This is a genomic window from Marinovum sp., assembly GCF_048263515.1.
Lineage (GTDB): Bacteria > Pseudomonadota > Alphaproteobacteria > Rhodobacterales > Rhodobacteraceae > Marinovum.
Genome location: NZ_JBLXEC010000007.1, coordinates 1 through 17,397 on the forward strand (window position 1 = coordinate 1; position 17,397 = coordinate 17,397).

Below are 17,397 nucleotides of genomic sequence, written 5' to 3' on the forward strand. Positions count from 1 at the left end.
CGAGGCAAACCCCGAAAGGGGGCCTTGCTTGATCCGAGCCACGACGCTCTTGCAGAGTTCCGGGTGCCGGATCAGCTTGCGCTGAACCGTTCGGCGCCTCTGCGACTGCTGATGAGCGGCGGAGCCGAAGTAGCCCGCGTACTTCCTTGGCAAGGTTTCGTCGGCCCAAAAATTGCGTTTGATCTCGCGGTGGATGGTTGCTTTCGAGCGTCGCAGAACGCGCGCCATCTCACGGACGGGGACCTTTGCATGCCACCAATCCTCGATCCTCCGGCGTTCTTTCAGGCTCAGTTGCGTGTAGACAGCTCCCATGGCACAATCTCCTCATTAGATAACCCATTGGTTTCTAATAGGAGTCGCACTTCAAGGTAGCGCGCGCCTTTTGAAAATAAACCTGAGCCAGCGACCGAGTTATGTAAAGGAATATCTAACCGCCTGCATGTATCACATCCATTGCATGCATCTCAGTGTGCTATACACGCCGGCCTATTGGGCCTCAGCCAATCAGCGTGTCACCGCCCTGCACCTCGTCGTAGAAGCGGCGCAGGCGCTGCAGGGCGATGCGCAGCACGATCTTGCCCGAGCGGGCCGACCAGCCCATGCGTTTCTCGGTCACCTCGAGCCCTTCGAGATAGCAGCAGCAGCGCAGCGCCACGTCGCCGAGGCCGGGGCCGAGATCGCGCAGGGCACCGGCGACGCGGCGGCGCGCCTCGGTACTGGCCAGGGGCCCCTCGCCTGCGCCGTGGCCCTGGGTGCCGCCGGTCAGGAAGCTGTCCCAATTCTGGGTGGTGCGCGGCGCCATGCTGGCGATTTCGAAATCCTCGCGCAGGCGTTCGCCGGCGGCGACCAGATCGTCGCTCAGAAAGCGTTCGCCCTCCTTGTCGCGGCGCCGGGCCAGCAGGGTCAGCGGGGTTTCGTTGGCGCTGTAGCGGATGCGTTTGCGCGGCGGCGCGCTATCGGGCGTGGCGGCGGAAAAGGGCGCCTGCGCCTCGGCCATGCCCGGCCCGCGCGGGGTGCCGGTCTGCAGGCTGCTTTCCTCCTGCGCCAGGAGCTGGCTCAGCGCGGCGCGACCGGCCGGCGTGATGTGATAGCGCGCGATCCGCCCCGGCACCTTGCAGGCAATCCATTCCTTCAGCGCCAGCGCCTCGGCAATGTGAGTATCGACCACCGCCGTCCGCTGGGTGGTGCCAGAGGCGGTGTCGCGGACCACCACGGCTTTTTCCATGTCAGGCACCACCGCCAGCACGGCGCCGCTTTCACTCAGGCGGCGCAGGATGCGCCGAGCCTCGCGGTCGAGCGTTTCGTCATCGGTCTGGGAGCAATCGATCCGTGAGTGAGCCGCCATTGTATCGCCTTTCGCAGAAGACGCCTTTGCGGTGGTGGTCTTTCCGAGCTGTCGCAGCGCGGCATCGACAAGGGGATCGTCCCGACGGCTTTCGAGCCGCCTGACCTGGCGCAGAACGGTGGAGGGATGGCACCCGGAGAGTCGCGCCAGTTCGCGCAGCGAGAGACCATGTTCCACGTGCCGGATGTAATGCGCAGCGGCGTCAGGCACCCAGCCGGGCCAAGCCCGGGCAGCGGGCCAATCGATGATCTGCGAGGATCCGGTCTCGTTCTTGTGCAAGGCACCTATCCCACGTTTTCTTCAAGATATCCACAACCTAAAGGCGACAAGGTTACTCATTGGTTAACAGTTGCCGCATGTAGGACATCATTGTTTCTAAAGGATAAACAAATCTGAGGGCGGCGCACTCTCCGGAGTGGCCGGGCGCAACACCCGTAAAAAGTGTGCAAGCCTTGACGAAACCATGTCGAGCGAGAGGACACGCCATGCAAGACGCCCTGACCCTTCTGCGCAAGCTGCGCCGCCCCCGGTTGCTGATCCGGGCCGCCCGTGCCGGTCTGGCCGATTACCGCCGCGAGGTGCACCTGCGCCGCTCGCTCGGCACCGAGCCGCCGCGCCGTGCCGGCCCCGCGCTGATCCGGCTGATAGAGATCGAGACCGATCTCAACGACGCGCGCCTGCGCAAATGCGCCAGCTACAGCGTGGCGCGCCATGTCGAGGTTCTGGTGGCAATGATGGGCGAGGCGCAGCTGATGCGCCCCGCCGCCTGAGCGCGATCAGGTAAAGGAATCGCGCATCGAGGCCTTCTTGTTGGCGACATAGCCGGCCAGGGCCTCGTTCACGCCGGGATCGATCATCGGTTGCTGATAGTCGTTCAGCATCCGCTCGACCCGTTCGGCGGCCAGCGTCATGGTATCGCGCGCGCCCTCTTCGTCCCAGGTCTCGAAGGGTTTGTAATCGAGCAGCTGGGTCTTCCAGAAGGCATCCTGGAAATTTGCCTGGGTGTGGGCGCAGCCGAGGTAATGGCCGCCGGGGCCGACCTCGCGGATCGCGTCCATCGCCTGGGCATTGTCGTCGATGGCGATGCCGGCGGCCATCTTGTGCAGGGTGCCGAGCTGATCGGCATCCATCACGAATTTCTCGAAGCTCGACACCAGCCCGCCTTCGAGCCAGCCGCAGGCGTGCAGCATGAAGTTGACACCACCGAGCAGCGCGGCGTTGAGCGTATTGGCGCTCTCGTAGGCGGCCTGGGCATCGGGCAGTTTCGAACCGCAGAGCCCGCCGCCAGAGCGATAGGGCAGCCCCATGCGTCGCGCCAGCTGGCCTGCGCCATAGAGGATCTGGCTGGCCTCTGGCGTGCCGAAGGTGGGGGCGCCAGACCCCATGTCGATCGAGGTCACGAAGGTGCCGAAGATGATCGGCGCGCCGGGGCGGACCATCTGCGAATAGGCGATCCCGGCCAGCACCTCGGCCAGCACCTGGGTCAGCGTGCCTACCACCGAAACCGGCGCCATGGCGCCGCCGACGATGAAGGGCGAGATGATGCAGGCCTGGTTGTTTTTCGCATAGACCTCGAGTGCGCCCATCATCACGTCGTCGAACGTCATCGGCGAGTTGACGTTGATGAGCGAGGTCATCACGGTGTTTTCCTGCACGAAATCCTTGCCGAAGAGGATCTCGCACATATCGACCGAATCCTGTGCCCGCGACGGCTCGGTCACCGAGCCCATGAACGGCTTGTCCGAGAGCGTCATATGGGCGTGCAGCATGTCGAGGTGACGCTTGTTCACCGCCACGTCGGTGGGCTCGCAGACCGTGCCGCCGGAATGGTGCAGCCACTTGGACATGTAGCCCAGCTTCACGAACTTGCGGAAATCCTCCATCGTCGCGTAGCGGCGGCCGCCGGCCATGTCGCGCACGAAGGGCGGGCCGTAGACCGGCGCGAGCACGAGATTGCGACCGCCGATCACCACGTTGCGCTCGGGGTTGCGGGCGTGCTGGGTGAATTCGCGCGGCGCGGTGGCGCAGAGCTTGCGCGCCAACCCGCGCGGGATGTGCACCCGCTCGCCCTGAACATCGGCACCGGCCTCTTTCCACAGCGCACAGGCGGCGGGGTTGTTGACGAAGTTGACGCCGATCTCTTCCAGCAGGGTCTCGGCGTTGGTCTCGATGATCTCGAGCGCCTCTTCGGTCAGCACCTCGAAATTCGGGATGTTGCGCTCGATGTATTTCGCGGTCTCGAAGCTCACGGCCGACCGGGCCGCGCGTCGTGCCGCGCCGCCTCCGCCCCGGGCCCGTCTGCGGCCTGCTACGTCTGACATATGCTCACCCTTTCGTCTTTCCCGGGCGTCTGCCGGTGGTTACCCCGGATTTACAGCAGGCTCCTCAACGCGCGTGTGGGGAATCCGCCCTTTGAGGCGGGAAAACGACATGGGGCTCGGGTCAGTCGCGACTCAGGCGTGTCTCACCTGCCCGATTCCCGCAGTCGCCAGCCGCTCTGTTCCGGCAGAAAGACCTCGATCGCGGCGCTGGCCACCACCTGAGTGTCGCCATCGTCATGGATCAGGTCCATGCCACCGGACACGGCGGTGATCGTCACCTTGCCGAAGGGGAACTTCGCCTTGAGCCCCTCGGTCTCTACTACCGTGGGCTGTTGCACGCCCAGCGTCACCTTGATCTGTACATCGTCGGGGGGCAGCTTCAGCGTTTTGACGATATGCAGGCTGGAGTGGCGCAGCGCGTCGTCGATCGCCCGGCCTGCGGCCTTGGTGTAATCCCGCCCGTGCAGGTCGACGCCCTGCCCCATCTCGATGATCAGCCGTCTCATGCCACCCGCTCCATGTCGAACGACACCGTCAACGCCACATGGGCGATCACCGTCGGATTGCCCTCGCCCTCGGGGCGCGGAATGTCGAGCCCGCCCGCCACCACGGTGACCTGCGGCGCGCCATAGGGAAAGACCGCAGCCACCGTCGCCACGTCCACCGCCTCGGGGCGTTGCACGGCGATCTGCACCGCGATCCGCATGTCGCTCTTGTCGAACCCGAAGAGCTCGGCCGCATTGATCGAATTGTGCCACAGCGCGTTTTCCACCGCGCGTTTCGCCGCCTGGGTGTAATCGCCGCGCCGCAGCGAGGTGCCCATGCCGAATTCCGTCAGTATCCGTTCCATGAAGGTCTCCGTGATGATGGCGGCAGGCAGGCACGAAGCGCCGCCCGAGGTCAACGCTGAATCGCCGCAGGACCCTTTGACCCGCACAAGGGCAATGTGCATGATGAGCGCGGGGAGCGGGCAGGAACGGTGGCGCAATGACGACCCAGACCGAGGCCCGGACGACGCGAGACGAACGCAAGACACTGACATCGCCGGAAATCACGGCGGTGGCACACCTTTATCGCGGCGAGGTCTATCGCAGCACGATCTGGCGGACGCGGCTGGACACCACGACCAACTGGTCGGTGGTGACGCTGGGGGTGGCGCTGTCGATCTCCTTCTCCTCGCCAGAGGCCTCGCCCCTGCCACTGGTGCTGGTGGGCGTCTTGATCATGCTGTTCCTGTTTCTGGAGGCGCGGCGCTATCGCTATTTCAACGTCTGGCGGGCGCGGTGCCGCTGGCTCGAGAACCATTTCTACGCGCCGATGCTCTATGACGGCGACCTGCATCTCGAGGAGAACTGGCAGAAGACCCTGGCCGAGGATTACCTGCGGCCGCGCTACCACGTGTCCTTTCTGGTGGCGATCGGGCGGCGCATCCGGTCGAACTACCTGTGGATCCTGCTGATCCAGACGCTGGCCTTTGCCGGCAAGATCGCGGTGCATCCGACGCCGATCACCGGCTGGAGCCAGGCGATCAACCGCGCCGACGTGGGCCCGATCCCCGGCGAGGTCCTGATCGCCGGCGGGATGCTCTACGTGACGACCTGGACCGGACTGGCGATCTGGTCCTACCGCCGCGACGCCAGACGCGCGGCGCAAAGGCGGCGGCCGAGGTCGGATTCCATGGGGTGACAAGCAGCAGGCCGTGGCTCTTGTTCCTGTGCCCTCCCCCCGCCCCACCGCCGTCCCGGACTTGATCCGGGACCTCCCCGCCAGCCATACCACTCAAGCCGCGCCATCTCCGCCCCGGGGGGCGGGTCGGCGATGGCGCAGCGGCCTGCGGCCTTGATGCCGCGCCAAGGACGTGACTCCGTCGTCCCGGACCCCGATCCGGGACCTAACCGCCAGCCCAAACCCCCAAAGCCGCGCCATCGCCGACCCGCGGGGTGGCGTTCCCACCTCTGTTCGACAGCACTTTATCCCAGTCAAGTCCGCAAAAGATCAGATCGAGGCACTCAGCTCAGACAAATCGCCGCCCCGGGGGGCGGGTCGGCGATGGCGCGGCGGCCTGCGGCCTTGATTCCGCGCCTGACCACAATCCCACCGCCGTCCCGGACCCCGATGCGGGACCTCACCGCCAGCCCAAACTCCCAAGCCGCGCGATCGCCGACCCATGGGGTGGCGTTCCCACATCTGTTCGGCAGTACTTCATCCCAGCCAAATCCGGAGATGCTCCGAGCGATGCTCCTACCTCAACCAAATCGCCCCCCTCGGGGGCGGGTCATGCCGAAGGCATGCCTCTGGCATGACGATGGCGCGGCGGCCTGACGGCCTTGATTCCGCGCCGGCCACAATCCCGACGCCGTCCCGGACCCCGATCCGGGACCTCCTCACCGCCCAAAACGCATTGACACTCTTGCCCTCTCCCCCGCAGCCGCCTAAAGCGCTCACATGACACCCGAGACCCATGACCGCCTTCTGATCATCGACTTCGGCAGCCAGGTGACGCAGCTGATTGCGCGCCGCCTGCGAGAGCTGAATGTCTATTGCGAAATCCACCCCTACCAGAACGTGACCGACGGCTTTCTGGCCGACTTCGCGCCCAAGGCCGTGATCTTTTCCGGCGGGCCGGATTCGGTGATGCGCGAGGGCTCGCCCCGGCCGCCGAAATCGGTCTACGAGCTGGGCGTGCCGATCCTTGGCATCTGCTATGGCCAGCAGGTCATGATGCAGGACCTCGGCGGCAAGGTCGAGGCCGGCGAACATGCCACGGCCGAGTTCGGCCGCGCCTGGGTGACCCCCACCGAGACCCGGCCCGATCTGCTGACCGGCTGGTTCATGGATGGCTCCGGCCGCGAGCAGGTCTGGATGAGCCACGGCGACCACGTTTCTGAAATCGCGCCCGGTTTCCAGGTCTACGGCACCTCTCCCGGCGCGCCCTTCGCGGTGACCGCCGATCTCGAGCGGCGGTTCTACGCGGTGCAGTTCCACCCCGAAGTGCACCACACGCCCAACGGCAAGACGCTCTACGAGAACTTCATTCGCGACGCAGGCTTCACCGGCGACTGGACCATGGATGCCTATCGCGACGAGGCGATCCGCAAGATCCGCGAACAGGTCGGCGACAAGAAGGTGATCTGCGGCCTGTCCGGCGGTGTCGACAGTTCGGTCGCGGCGGTGCTGATCCACGAGGCGATCGGCGACCAGCTCACTTGCGTCTTTGTCGACCACGGTCTGCTGCGGCAGAACGAGGCCGACGAAGTCGTGACGATGTTCCGCGACAACTACAACATCCCGCTGATCCATGCCGACGAGGCCGAGCTCTTCCTCGGCGAACTCGAGGGCCAGAGCGATCCCGAGACCAAGCGCAAGATCATCGGCAAGCTCTTCATCGACGTCTTCCAGAAATACGCCGGCGAGATCGAGGGCGCTGAATTCCTCGCTCAGGGCACGCTCTACCCCGACGTGATCGAATCGGTGTCCTTCTCCGGCGGGCCCTCTGTGACGATCAAGTCGCACCACAATGTTGGCGGTCTGCCCGAAAAGATGGGCCTGAAACTGGTCGAGCCGCTGCGCGAGCTCTTCAAGGACGAGGTGCGCGCCCTGGGCCACGAACTGGGCCTGCCCGCGTCCTTCATCGGCCGCCATCCCTTCCCCGGTCCCGGCCTCGCGATCCGCTGCCCCGGCGAGATCACCCGCGAGAAGCTCGAAATCCTGCGCAAGGCGGACGCGGTCTATATCGACCAGATCCGCAAGCACGGTCTCTACGACGAGATCTGGCAGGCTTTCGTGGCGATCCTGCCGGTGCGGACCGTCGGCGTGATGGGCGACGGCCGGACCTATGATTTCGCCTGTGCCTTGCGCGCGGTCACGAGCGTCGACGGGATGACGGCGGATTACTATCCGTTCAGCCATGATTTCCTGGGCGAAACCGCGACGCGGATCATCAACGAGGTCAAGGGGATCAACCGGGTGACCTATGACGTGACCTCGAAGCCACCGGGCACGATCGAGTGGGAATGAGCCTTTAGTCAGGCATTTGCCAACGCCCTCGCGATCCGTCGCGGGGGCGTTTGTCGTTTCAGTACGCGCCGCGCCATCACCGGGCCGCGGCGCGGCGAGCCATCGGCTGGTCTGTGCGCTTTATCCCCACCACTGGCGCGCTTTGAATGAACGGCGCGCCTACGTCACCCAATCGCCGTGCCGTGGGGGCGGGTCATGCCAAAGGCATGCTTTCAGCATGGCGATGGCGCGGCGGCCTTTGGTCTGGCTCCGCGCCTTGCACCAGACCCACCACACAAGCCGCGCCATCGTCGGGCCGCGGCGCGGCGAACCAACGCTGGTTCTGCCCATTTTATATCTGCCACTGGCGCGCTACCAACGTGCGGCGCGCTTACGTCACCCAATCGCCGGGCCATAGGGGCGGCCCGGCGATGGCGCGGCGGCCTGCGGCCTTGTTCCGCGCTTGAAGCGCTCTGACCATCCCTATTCCGGCAGTGTCGGCACCGGCCGCCGGAAGATCTCCCTGAACATCCCCGGCGTCAGAGCCGACAGCGGATTGACCGAGATCTGCGGCGCCGAAGCCTTGCCCCGCAGATTGAAGTTGAACCCGAACAGCCCCTCGCCCTTGCGCGAAAACAGCTGGCCCACGAAATTCACCACGTAGATCGGCGACAGCACGCCCTGCATGTCCATCGTCTGGCTCGCCAGATCGTAATAGCCGTCGAGGGTGATCCCCATCGACGGGCCCACAGCGCTCGACCGGGTCAGGATCACCTGCTTCGGCGTCAGCCGGAACCGCGCCTCGACCTCGGGAAAGGAGATACCCTGGCCGCCCAGCTGCTCGAGCAGGCCGATCACCGAGATCGCGCTCAGCAGCTCGGCCATCACCGGGGCATTGCGCAGCCGTGTGTTGCGGATGTCGAGCTCGCCATCGAAGGTGCCCGTCGCTCCGGTCGGCACCAGCTTGAGGTGAAAGCTGCCGCCGTGCACGTTCTTGACCAGCCCGGCGTCGCGCAGCACCGCGCCGGCGTCGTCGGCCTTGATCACGAAGCGGCTGCCCTTGCTGGTCGGGCTGACGCTGCCGCGCAGCGGCACGCCGCCGTTCAGCCGCGCCTGGAACTCGCCCTGCAACCCACCGCTCAAGGCAAAATCGCCGCGGAAATCCGACAGCACGATGCCATCGGTGATCTGCAGCCGATCGGGCGCCAGCACCAGCGGTCCCGGCGCCGCGCCGCCGGACCCGCCACTGCCCCGTGTCGAGGCAAAGGGCGCGTTGCGCATGTCGATCCGCCCGCCGGAGATCTGCACCGCCGGCGCCGCGCCGCGGCCGCGACCGGTCAGCGTGACCGGCGCATCGAGCCAGTTGCCGGCGCGCAACCGGCTGATCGCCAGCGATTGCAGCCCGCCGCCCTCGCGCAGGGTCAGCCGGCCTTCGAGGTCGAGGCCCGGGCCGTTCAGCGCCAGCCTGTCGATGCGCACCGGTTTGCCCAGGGTCCCCTCCAGCGCCAGCCTGCCGGTGGTCGTCTGCCCCATCGACCAGCCGATGGCATCGAGCCGCAGCCCCAGCCCCGCCAGATCGGAGGTCAGCGTGAACTTCGGCGCCCGCCCCTTGGCCAGCGCCAACTCCAGCCGCCCGCGGCCGCGCCCCGAGACCGAGCCAGGCGGCAGGGCAATGTCGAAAGCGTCGAGCCCCTCTGGCGACAGCGTCACATCTGCCACCACCGTCGACCCGGCCTCGGCCGCGCCGGGGCCAAGGCCGGTCTTCCAGCTGCCATCAAAAGGCACACCGTCCAGCGTGCCCTTGCCGGCGATCTGCAGGTGATCGTTGCTGGCGGTGAAATTGAGCGCGCTGGCCGAGATCACCTTGCCCGGCACGATCTGGCCGCTCGACACGTCGAACCCCCGGCCTTCGACGGCAAACTGCACCTCGCCCGGCGCAGGCTTGCGCTTCAGGGGAAAGTCGATCTGCCCGGTCGCCTGCACCCGCCCTTCGGCCAGGTCCACCGGCCGCCCGGCCTTGTCCAGCGCCGACATCGGCGGCTGGTTGAGCAGCCAGAGTGCCGCGTGCAGCGGCCCGGAGGCGCTCAGCTTCACCTGCGCCGGGCCCTGCCGCACCCGCACGTCGGGAATGGTAAAGACCGTGCCGGCGACATTGACCACGCCGCCCTCCTCGGCCACCAGCTGACCGCGATCGACGCTGACAGAAAGGCGACTGTCCTCGAACTGCAACAGCCCGGCCGCCTCGGTCACCGGCGGCAGGTTCCGCATGAAGCGGACCTTGGCCCCCGCCAGCTCGGCGCTGACGAACAGCTCTGGCGGGCCGCCCTGCGGATAGGCCCTGAGCCGCACCGCGAGGTTGCGCAGGCTGCCTTCGAGCACGTTGTCGGCAATCCAGTTGCGGGTCTTGGGTTTGAACCGCGCGGGCCAGAAGCCCAGCAGCCGCTCGGGCGTGATCGCGTCGAGCTGGCCCATGACCGAGATGTCCCAGCCTTCGGGCGCGGCGGCCACCCGGCCGCGCGCCCGCAGGGTCCGGCGGGTGTCAGACAGCGCCAGCCGCCCGATGCGCAGCACGAAAGGATCAAGCGCCAGGTGGAAATCCAGCGCCGCCGAGGTCAGCTCGTGCGGCGCGTCAAACAGGCCCACCGGGTTGGCGCTGATACCGCCGAGGCTGACCTGCCCCTGCAGTGCCGAGGGCCGGCCGCGGGCGTTCTCTTCAAGGATCGCCGTGCCGTCGCCGCTGGCATTGAGCCAGTCGCTGACCACCGCGATCTCGTTGAAGCGCAGGGTTTCCTCGGAGGGGTCATAGGTGAAATAGGTCCGCGCCGAGGAAAACGGGATCGGCCGCGTCGCATCGCTGGGCTGCACCACGCCTTCGCCAATGCTGAGCGTCGCGCTCAGCCGCCCCAGCGTGCCGTCATCGAGGAACGAGGTCCGCAAGGAACCCGAAATCGGCGCCCGCAGCACCCCCAGCCAGGCCAGCGCGGCGCTCTGGCTGGCGATATCGCCAGAGGCCACGTCGGTGACGCTGACGCCAAGGCTGACGGCATTCGAACCGATGGCGCTTTCGCCAAAGACCTCGAGCGTGGCGGCGTAGGAGCGGCCGCTGAGCAGGGCAAAATCACCGCGCATCTGCAGGATCTCGGATTCCCGCGACAGCGCCAGCCGGCCGCCATCGACGGTCCAGGTGCGGCGCGCGCGGGCGTCCTGATATTGCAGGGTGACGGCGTTGATCTCGACCTCCTGCAGGGCCGAGAAATGCGGCATGTAGAGGATGTCATCGACCGTACCGACCAGCCCGTTCAGCCCGATGCCGGCGCCGCCCAACCCGTCGCCGAAGGCCACGTCAAAGGCCCCATCGGCACCGCGTTTCAACCGCAGGAAAACCCCCGCCACCGAGACGCTGCGCGGCTGGATCTGGCCCTGAAACATGGCGCGGCGCGAGATCTTGACGTCGGCCCGCGACAGCTCGATCAGTCGCCGCCCGGTGCCGGCCTGACGCAATTCGACGTTCGAGAGCGAAATCTCGGGCCGCAGGTCGCGCTGAACGAACAGCGTCATCTCGTCGAAGTTCAGCTCGAACCCCGGCATCTGACGGGCGATCCGCGCCTCGATCTCGGCGCGCAGCCAATCCGGCGCATCCAGCGGCTTGCCCAGCAGTGACAGCACCCCAAGCGCCAGCCCGCCCAGCACCAGCGCCGTCCAGACTACCATGCGCACCGCGGCCCACGCCACGATGACCCGCTTGCGCGGCGCCGGGCGCTTCTCGCGTCCAGCCCGCGTTTCGGCAGGGGCGTCCCCGGACGGAACCGGGGGCGTATCTTCTTGTGCGCTGCTCACCGGCTCTGGCGGCCTCCAGGGATTTGACAAGCGTTTGTTTTTCTGGCCTGCCCCGCCCTAATATTGGGTGTAGGCCCGGCAACCAAGGGAAAGCGGATCACATGAGCACTGGCATCCTTCAAACCGGCGAAATCGTGCCGGACATCACCCTGCCCCGCGACGGTGGCGACGACGTGGCGCTGAGCGCGCTGCGCCCGGCCCCGGTGGTGCTGTTCTTCTACCCCCGCGACCTGACCTCGGGGTGCACGAAAGAGGCGATCGCCTTTTCCCGCCTGAAGCCCGAATTCGAGGCGGCGGGGGCGAAGGTCTTCGGGATTTCCAAGGATTCGGTTCAAAGTCACGACAAGTTCGTTGCGAAACATGAGCTGACTGTACCGCTTCTGTCCGACGAAGCTACGGATATCGCCGAAACTTTCGGCGTCTGGCAGGAAAAGAAGATGTACGGCAAGACCTTCATGGGCATCGTGCGTTCGACCTTCCTGATCGACGGCGAGGGCCGGCTGGCGCGCGAGTGGCGCAATGTCAAGGTCGACGGCCATGCCGTAGAGGTGCTCGAGGCGGTGCGCGCCCTATGAGTAAATGCCTGGCCGAGATGGCGGTCGAGGTGCTGAGCACCGCCGACGGTCGCGAAAAGACCCGTCTGTCGCGCCAGCATGCCGCCACCTGGCTGGCGGCACGGGCCGCGGACACACTTCTGCCGGTCGGTCAGGCCAGCCCGCCACTGCGCCCGGCACGGCCCGACAAACCCGAGCTGCTGTCGCCCCGCGACGTGCCCAAACGCAAGCCCGGCAGCCCTGCCGGGCGCATCGCGCTGCTGCATGCGGTTGCACATATCGAACTTAACGCCGTCGATCTGCACTGGGATATCATCTCGCGCTTTACGGAAACGCACATGCCACCCGGATTCTACGATGACTGGGTCAAGGCGGCGGATGACGAGTCCAAGCACTTCAACCTGATGTGTGATTGCCTTGAATCCGAGGGCAGTTTCTACGGTGCCCTGCCCGCCCATGCCGGCATGTGGCGCGCCGCCGAGGACACCGTCGACGACATCCTCGGCCGGCTGGCGGTGGTGCCCATGGTGCTCGAGGCGCGCGGGCTCGACGTGACGCCGGGCATGATCGCGATCTTCGAAAAGGCCGGCGCGACACAGGCGGTCGAGGCGTTGCAGGTGATCTACCGCGAAGAGGTGGCGCATGTGGCCTATGGCTCGAAGTGGTTCCACTTTCTCTGCGGTCGCCACGACCTCGACCCCAAGGACGTCTTTCACCAGCTTGTCACGAAATACTTCAAGGGCCCGCTGAAGCCACCTTTCAACGAGGAAAAGCGCGCCGAGGCCGGAATCCCGCCGGATTTCTACTGGCCGCTGACCGAAGAAGGCACCGTCTGAGCCGGCAGCTTGCGGTTGCCGGACGGCATGCCTTACGTAACGCAAACCCTTCCGATATCGGCAATTTTTCGCCCATTGGCCCATTTGAGCGCCGCTTTGCCGAGGCAAAAGACTTGCAAACTTGCACGGGTGTAAAGGTCTGGTTAAGGAAGCCTAGGGGCAAGCAAGGTGCTGGGGACAACGCACCGCTTGAAAGAACTATAAAGGGACAGCTGCGGTGCGGACACGGCTAGCAATCAAGACTCATGCGATCCTGGAACGGTATTTTCCGGAACGCCGCCTGTTTTTGCGATCGGACACCGACACCCGGTTCATCCGGCTGAAACCCGAAACCCAGTTCATCGCCTTTGCCGGCTCGGGTCTGGTGATCGCCTGGTCGATCATCGCCACCGCGATCCTGCTGATGGATTCGATCGGTGCCGGCAACTTCCGCGAACAGGCTCGTCGCGACCAGCAGACCTACATGTCCCGCCTCAATTCGCTCAGCCAGGAACGCGACGCCCGCGCCGCTGACGCCCTCGCCGCCCAGGAACGCTTCAATTCCGCGCTCGAACGCATCTCGGTGATGCAATCCGAGCTGCTCGGATCGGAAATTCGCCGCCGCGAGCTGGAAACCGGCATCGAGGTGGTCCAGGCAACCCTGCGCGAAGTGATGACCAACAAGAAGGTGGTCGAATCCGAATATGCCGCGCTGCAGTCGGCGATGGAAAACGGCGGCCCCCTGCCCGGCCAGTCCGGCGGCGCCGACAGCGAGACCGTCGATCTTCTGGCCACCGCGCTGGAACGCACCGCCAAGGAACGGGACCGCGTGGTTGCCGACGCGCAGCAGGCGCTGATCGCCGCCGATGCCATGGCCACCGAACTGCGCAGCATGGAAGAGAAGAACGACGCCATCTTCCGCCAGCTCGAAGAGGCAATGACCATTTCGGTGACGCCGCTCGACAAGATGTTCAAGGCCGCCGGCATGAACCCCGACAACATCCTCAACAAGGTACGCGCCGGCTATTCCGGCCAGGGCGGCCCGCTGATGCCGCTCAGCTTCTCGACCAAGGGCGGCGATCTGACCGAGGACAGCAAGCGCGCCAATCGCATCCTCAACCAGATGGATCGGCTCAACCTCTATCGCATCGCCGCCGCCAAGGCGCCCTTTGCCAATCCGCTCAAGGATTCCTACCGCTTTACCAGTGGCTTCGGCTATCGCTGGGGCCGGCTGCACGCCGGTGCCGATTTCGCCGGCCCGCATGGCACGCCGATCTATTCCACCGCCGATGGCGTGGTCATTCACGCCGGCTGGCAGTCGGGCTATGGCAAGCTGGTCAAGATCCAGCATGAGTTCGGCATCGAGACACGCTATGCGCATATGTCGAAAATCCACGTGAAGAAGGGCCAAAGGGTCTCGCGCGGTGATCGCATCGGTGATATGGGAAACACAGGACGCTCCACCGGCACGCATCTGCACTATGAGGTCCGTGTTGGCGGCAAAGCCGTCAATCCAATGATTTATCTGAAGGCTGCGAAAGATGTTTTCTAAAAGCAAAATCAATGAGCCCGGCCCCAAGGCCGATGACGCTGCAAGACCTGCGGCCGCAGAACAGAAGAAGCCTACAATGCCTCCACAGCCCGAATACAAGCCCTCTTCCGCGCCCAAGGCCAAGCCGCCGGCATCGGTCCTTTCGGCCGATCTGCACGTCGTCGGCAACATGAAGACCACCGGCGACATCCAGGTAGAAGGCACTGTCGAAGGCGATATCCGCGCCCACCTGCTGACCATCGGCGAGACCGCGACCATCAAGGGCGAATGCGTCGCCGATGACGTCGTCGTCAATGGCCGCATCGTCGGCCGCGTGCGCGGCCTCAAGGTCCGCCTGACCGCGACCGCGCGGGTCGAGGGCGACATCATCCACAAGACCATCGCGATCGAGAGCGGCGCCCACTTCGAAGGGTCGGTGCAGCGTCAGGACGATCCGCTGAATGCCAAGGGCAAGGCGCCGGCACAGCCGCAGCAGCAACAGCAGCAGCAGCGCCCCTCCGGCCAGTAAGCTCTTTTCCAGACGTTCGAAGGCCCCGCGATTGCGGGGCCTTTTTCGTTTCAAGGCTTGAGGTTACGCGGCGATCTTGAAGCGACTTTGCGTCCTTCTTAGACGATCTCCGCCACGTCCACCCCGGTCGCCTTGGCCACCTTCTTCAGCCGTTGCAGCACCGCGTCGCTGTCGGGGTTGCTGCGTTGATCGAGGATCCGCAACCGCACCGCATCCGCCTCGATCTCGAGCGTGGCATGGTCGAGGATCTCCGGCACCGCCGCCGAGAACCGATGCCCCAGCTGCATCACCCGCCCCAATATCTCGGCCCGCCGCAGGTCTGCCGGCGCCAGCAGCGCGTCTGTGACCGCGCGCACCTCGTCATCCAGCTTGCCGCCGTAACGACAGAGCAGCACCACCGCCAGAAAGGCGCGCTCGGGATGGGTGATCCCGACAAAGGGAAACTGCAGCAGCCGCTGAAAGCTCTCCTTGGCGCGGACCTTCTCGTGATCGCGCCAGCCGATATCGGTCAGCGCACAGGCCGCCAGCCGCAGCCGCCGCCCCGCCAGCGTCTCGCCCGGGAACAGATCGTCGGTCCAGCGCCCCAGCGCTTCGCTGAATTCCGGCACCCGCGCCACCGGCAGGCCGATCGCCTGGGCACATTCCAGCAGCGGATCGCGGTATTGCTCTTCGGCGTCGAGCTGCCGGTATATCCAGCCCTCGCGCAGCCCGAAGGCAGAAAACACCACCCGCTCCGGCGCCAGCTTCTTGAGCACCCGCGACATCACCAGCGCCGAGGCCGCCAGCGTCTCGATCCGCCGCCCCGGCACGTCGGGCAGCTCGGCCACCTCCTCGGGTGTCATCTTGGCGATGGCCTTGGCGAACTTGCGCAGCTCTTCCGCCGGCATCTCGAAACCATGCACCACGCTGATCGGCAGCCGCTCCTGAGCGATCCGCACCCGCGCCAGCGCCCGCCAGCCGCCGCCGATGGCATGGAACACCGGCTCGGTCAAAAGCGGCGGCAGGCTCTCGGCCAGGATACCGTCAACCCATTGCTTTGCCTCGGAATATCCCTCGTCGAGCCTGGCCTTCACCGGCAGCGCGCCCAGCGGCATGCTGGTCAGCCGGTCGCTCACCCGGTCGCCGATCACCTCGGCCACCTCGAGACTGCCGCCGCCGATGTCGCCAATCATCCCCTTCGGCTGAAAGAACCCGGAAATCACCCCGTAGGCGGTGAAATGCGCCTCTTCCTCGCCGGCCAGCACCCGCGGCTCAAGCCCGGTGGCCTCGCGGATCGCGGCGATCAGGTCATCGCCGTTCTTGGCCTTGCGCGTGGCCTCGGTGGCCAGCACGTCGATCCGCGTCACCTCCATCGCCTTGGCAATGGCGCTCATCCTGCTCACCGCGTCGACGGCGCGGGCGATGGTCTTGTCGGAAAACCGCCCGTCCTCGCCGATCCCGGCCCCCAGCGCCACCAGTGATTTTTCGTTGAACCTCGGGAACGGCGCGCGGCTCAGGTCGTCATAGACCACCAGCCGGATCGAGTTGGAGCCGACGTCAATCACGCCGTAATGCTCCTGTCTGCGGTTCAGAATTCGTCGGGTCTCGATCTCGATCACCCGGTCGTCGAAATCGCCGCCTGCCGCACGTTGCATGATCCTGCCCACCTCCCTCGCCGATCTGTCCCGGCAAGGGTGGCATTTGCGCCCGGCCATTGTCTACAGGCTTGGTCGTCCAGCGATCAGGCCTCGAGCTCGGCATCCCAGTAGAGGAAATCCACCCAGCTTTCATGCAGGTGGTTGGGCGGAAACTTCCGCCCCATGTTGCGAAGCTCTTCCGCTGCCGGCTGGCGCGGCGGCTTGCGCAGGCTCATCCCGGCGCGAGCCAGCGATTTCGAGCCCTTCTTAAGATTGCAGGGCGCACAGGCCGCCACCACGTTCTGCCAGGACGTCACCCCGCCGGCGGCGCGCGGCACCACGTGGTCGAATGTCAGCTCGCGCTTGGTGCCGCAGTACTGGCAGCGGAATTCGTCCCTCAGAAAAAGATTAAAGCGCGTGAAGGCCACGCGCTTTTGGGGTTTAACGTAATCTTTCAGGACAACGACCGAGGGTATCCGGATCACCGTCGAGGGGCTTCGGACCTCGTGGTCGTATTCCGCCACGATGTCCACCCGGTCGAGCCAGGCCGCCTTGATCGCGTCCTGCCAGGGCCAGAGTGACAGGGGATAATACGACAGAGGCCGGTAATCCGCGTTGAGCACCAGTGCGGGGTATTGTCTCAGCGCCGATGGCTCGCGCACAAAATCCGTCCTGAAATCACCGTCCATGGGTCGTCACATCCTCTTGCTCGCTCCAATATGCCTCATGTTCGCGCTTCTTGAGATCGCTTCTGTGAGATCGACTATATCTCGCGTTTCCGATCAGGCAAGCGCCTAAACATGGCAAGTGCCCCAAGGGATAGGCCAGAGGCGTAACACCGCCATGACAGCAT

At 65.6% G+C, this 17,397-nt stretch carries 15 protein-coding genes; 7 read left to right on the top strand and 8 right to left on the bottom strand.

What is annotated here, in order from left to right; translation table 11 throughout:
* Positions 1 to 312, bottom strand: a 312-nt coding sequence (locus tag ACN0SE_RS08505; protein ID WP_417524088.1) for a helix-turn-helix domain-containing protein, incomplete at its 3' end; no start/stop codon positions are given.
* Between the two features lie 184 nt (positions 313 to 496).
* Entirely contained in the window at positions 497 to 1,624 is a 1,128-nt protein-coding gene (locus ACN0SE_RS08510) for a DUF6456 domain-containing protein (RefSeq protein ID WP_417524089.1), read from the bottom strand.
* 206 nt (positions 1,625 to 1,830) lie between these two features.
* Here ACN0SE_RS08510 and ACN0SE_RS08515 point away from each other — a divergent pair, with 206 nt between their 5' ends.
* Positions 1,831 to 2,115: a DUF6477 family protein gene (locus tag ACN0SE_RS08515; RefSeq protein ID WP_417524090.1), complete on the top strand. Its 285-nt coding sequence runs from the start codon at positions 1,831 to 1,833 to the stop codon at positions 2,113 to 2,115.
* Between the two features lie 6 nt (positions 2,116 to 2,121).
* Here ACN0SE_RS08515 and ACN0SE_RS08520 read toward each other — a convergent pair whose 3' ends face one another.
* From ACN0SE_RS08520 to ACN0SE_RS08530, 3 genes are all read right to left on the bottom strand, one after another.
* A complete protein-coding gene (locus ACN0SE_RS08520; protein WP_417524091.1) occupies positions 2,122 to 3,666 on the bottom strand; it encodes a trimethylamine methyltransferase family protein in 1,545 nt (514 codons plus the stop codon).
* Positions 3,667 to 3,809: 143 nt separating this feature from the next.
* Complete coding sequence (locus ACN0SE_RS08525) at positions 3,810 to 4,172, bottom strand: Lin0512 family protein (RefSeq protein ID WP_417524092.1); 363 nt, start codon at positions 4,170 to 4,172, stop codon at positions 3,810 to 3,812.
* Positions 4,169 to 4,516, bottom strand: a complete 348-nt coding sequence (locus ACN0SE_RS08530) for a Lin0512 family protein (protein WP_417524093.1) — start codon at positions 4,514 to 4,516, stop codon at positions 4,169 to 4,171. Before ACN0SE_RS08530 ends, ACN0SE_RS08525 begins: the two co-directional genes overlap by 4 nt.
* Positions 4,517 to 4,653: 137 nt before the next feature.
* Here ACN0SE_RS08530 and ACN0SE_RS08535 point away from each other — a divergent pair, with 137 nt between their 5' ends.
* Entirely contained in the window at positions 4,654 to 5,352 is a 699-nt protein-coding gene (locus ACN0SE_RS08535; protein ID WP_417524094.1) for a DUF2270 domain-containing protein, read from the top strand.
* Positions 5,353 to 6,111: 759 nt separating this feature from the next.
* The gene (guaA, locus tag ACN0SE_RS08540) at positions 6,112 to 7,683 is read left to right on the top strand and encodes a glutamine-hydrolyzing GMP synthase (RefSeq protein WP_417524095.1); all 1,572 of its coding nucleotides are present in this window, start codon (positions 6,112 to 6,114) and stop codon (positions 7,681 to 7,683) included.
* Positions 7,684 to 8,145: 462 nt separating this feature from the next.
* On the opposite strand, the gene ACN0SE_RS08545 is transcribed toward guaA, so the two are convergent.
* Complete coding sequence (locus ACN0SE_RS08545) at positions 8,146 to 11,373, bottom strand: DUF3971 domain-containing protein (RefSeq protein ID WP_417524096.1); 3,228 nt, start codon at positions 11,371 to 11,373, stop codon at positions 8,146 to 8,148.
* 227 nt (positions 11,374 to 11,600) lie between these two features.
* Here ACN0SE_RS08545 and ACN0SE_RS08550 point away from each other — a divergent pair, with 227 nt between their 5' ends.
* The 4 genes from ACN0SE_RS08550 to ACN0SE_RS08565 all read left to right on the top strand — a co-directional run bounded on the left by ACN0SE_RS08550 (position 11,601) and on the right by ACN0SE_RS08565 (position 14,928).
* Complete coding sequence (locus ACN0SE_RS08550) at positions 11,601 to 12,074, top strand: peroxiredoxin (RefSeq protein ID WP_417524097.1); 474 nt, start codon at positions 11,601 to 11,603, stop codon at positions 12,072 to 12,074.
* Positions 12,071 to 12,889: a ferritin-like domain-containing protein gene (locus ACN0SE_RS08555; RefSeq protein ID WP_417524098.1), complete on the top strand. Its 819-nt coding sequence runs from the start codon at positions 12,071 to 12,073 to the stop codon at positions 12,887 to 12,889. The genes ACN0SE_RS08550 and ACN0SE_RS08555 overlap by 4 nt, the downstream gene beginning before the upstream one ends.
* Before the next feature lie 217 nt (positions 12,890 to 13,106).
* Positions 13,107 to 14,420, top strand: coding sequence for a DUF5930 domain-containing protein (locus ACN0SE_RS08560; protein ID WP_417524099.1), 1,314 nt, complete (start codon positions 13,107 to 13,109; stop codon positions 14,418 to 14,420).
* On the top strand, positions 14,410 to 14,928 hold the full coding sequence (locus ACN0SE_RS08565) for a bactofilin family protein (protein WP_417524100.1): 519 nt from the start codon (positions 14,410 to 14,412) through the stop codon (positions 14,926 to 14,928). The genes ACN0SE_RS08560 and ACN0SE_RS08565 overlap by 11 nt, the downstream gene beginning before the upstream one ends.
* A gap of 98 nt (positions 14,929 to 15,026) precedes the next feature.
* On the opposite strand, the gene ACN0SE_RS08570 is transcribed toward ACN0SE_RS08565, so the two are convergent.
* Positions 15,027 to 16,562 carry a hypothetical protein gene (locus ACN0SE_RS08570; protein ID WP_417524101.1) on the bottom strand — a complete coding sequence of 512 codons (1,536 nt, stop codon included), beginning with the start codon at positions 16,560 to 16,562 and terminating at the stop codon, positions 15,027 to 15,029.
* 86 nt (positions 16,563 to 16,648) lie between these two features.
* Complete coding sequence (locus ACN0SE_RS08575) at positions 16,649 to 17,233, bottom strand: HNH endonuclease (RefSeq protein WP_417524102.1); 585 nt, start codon at positions 17,231 to 17,233, stop codon at positions 16,649 to 16,651.
* Positions 17,234 to 17,397 lie beyond the last annotated feature (164 nt).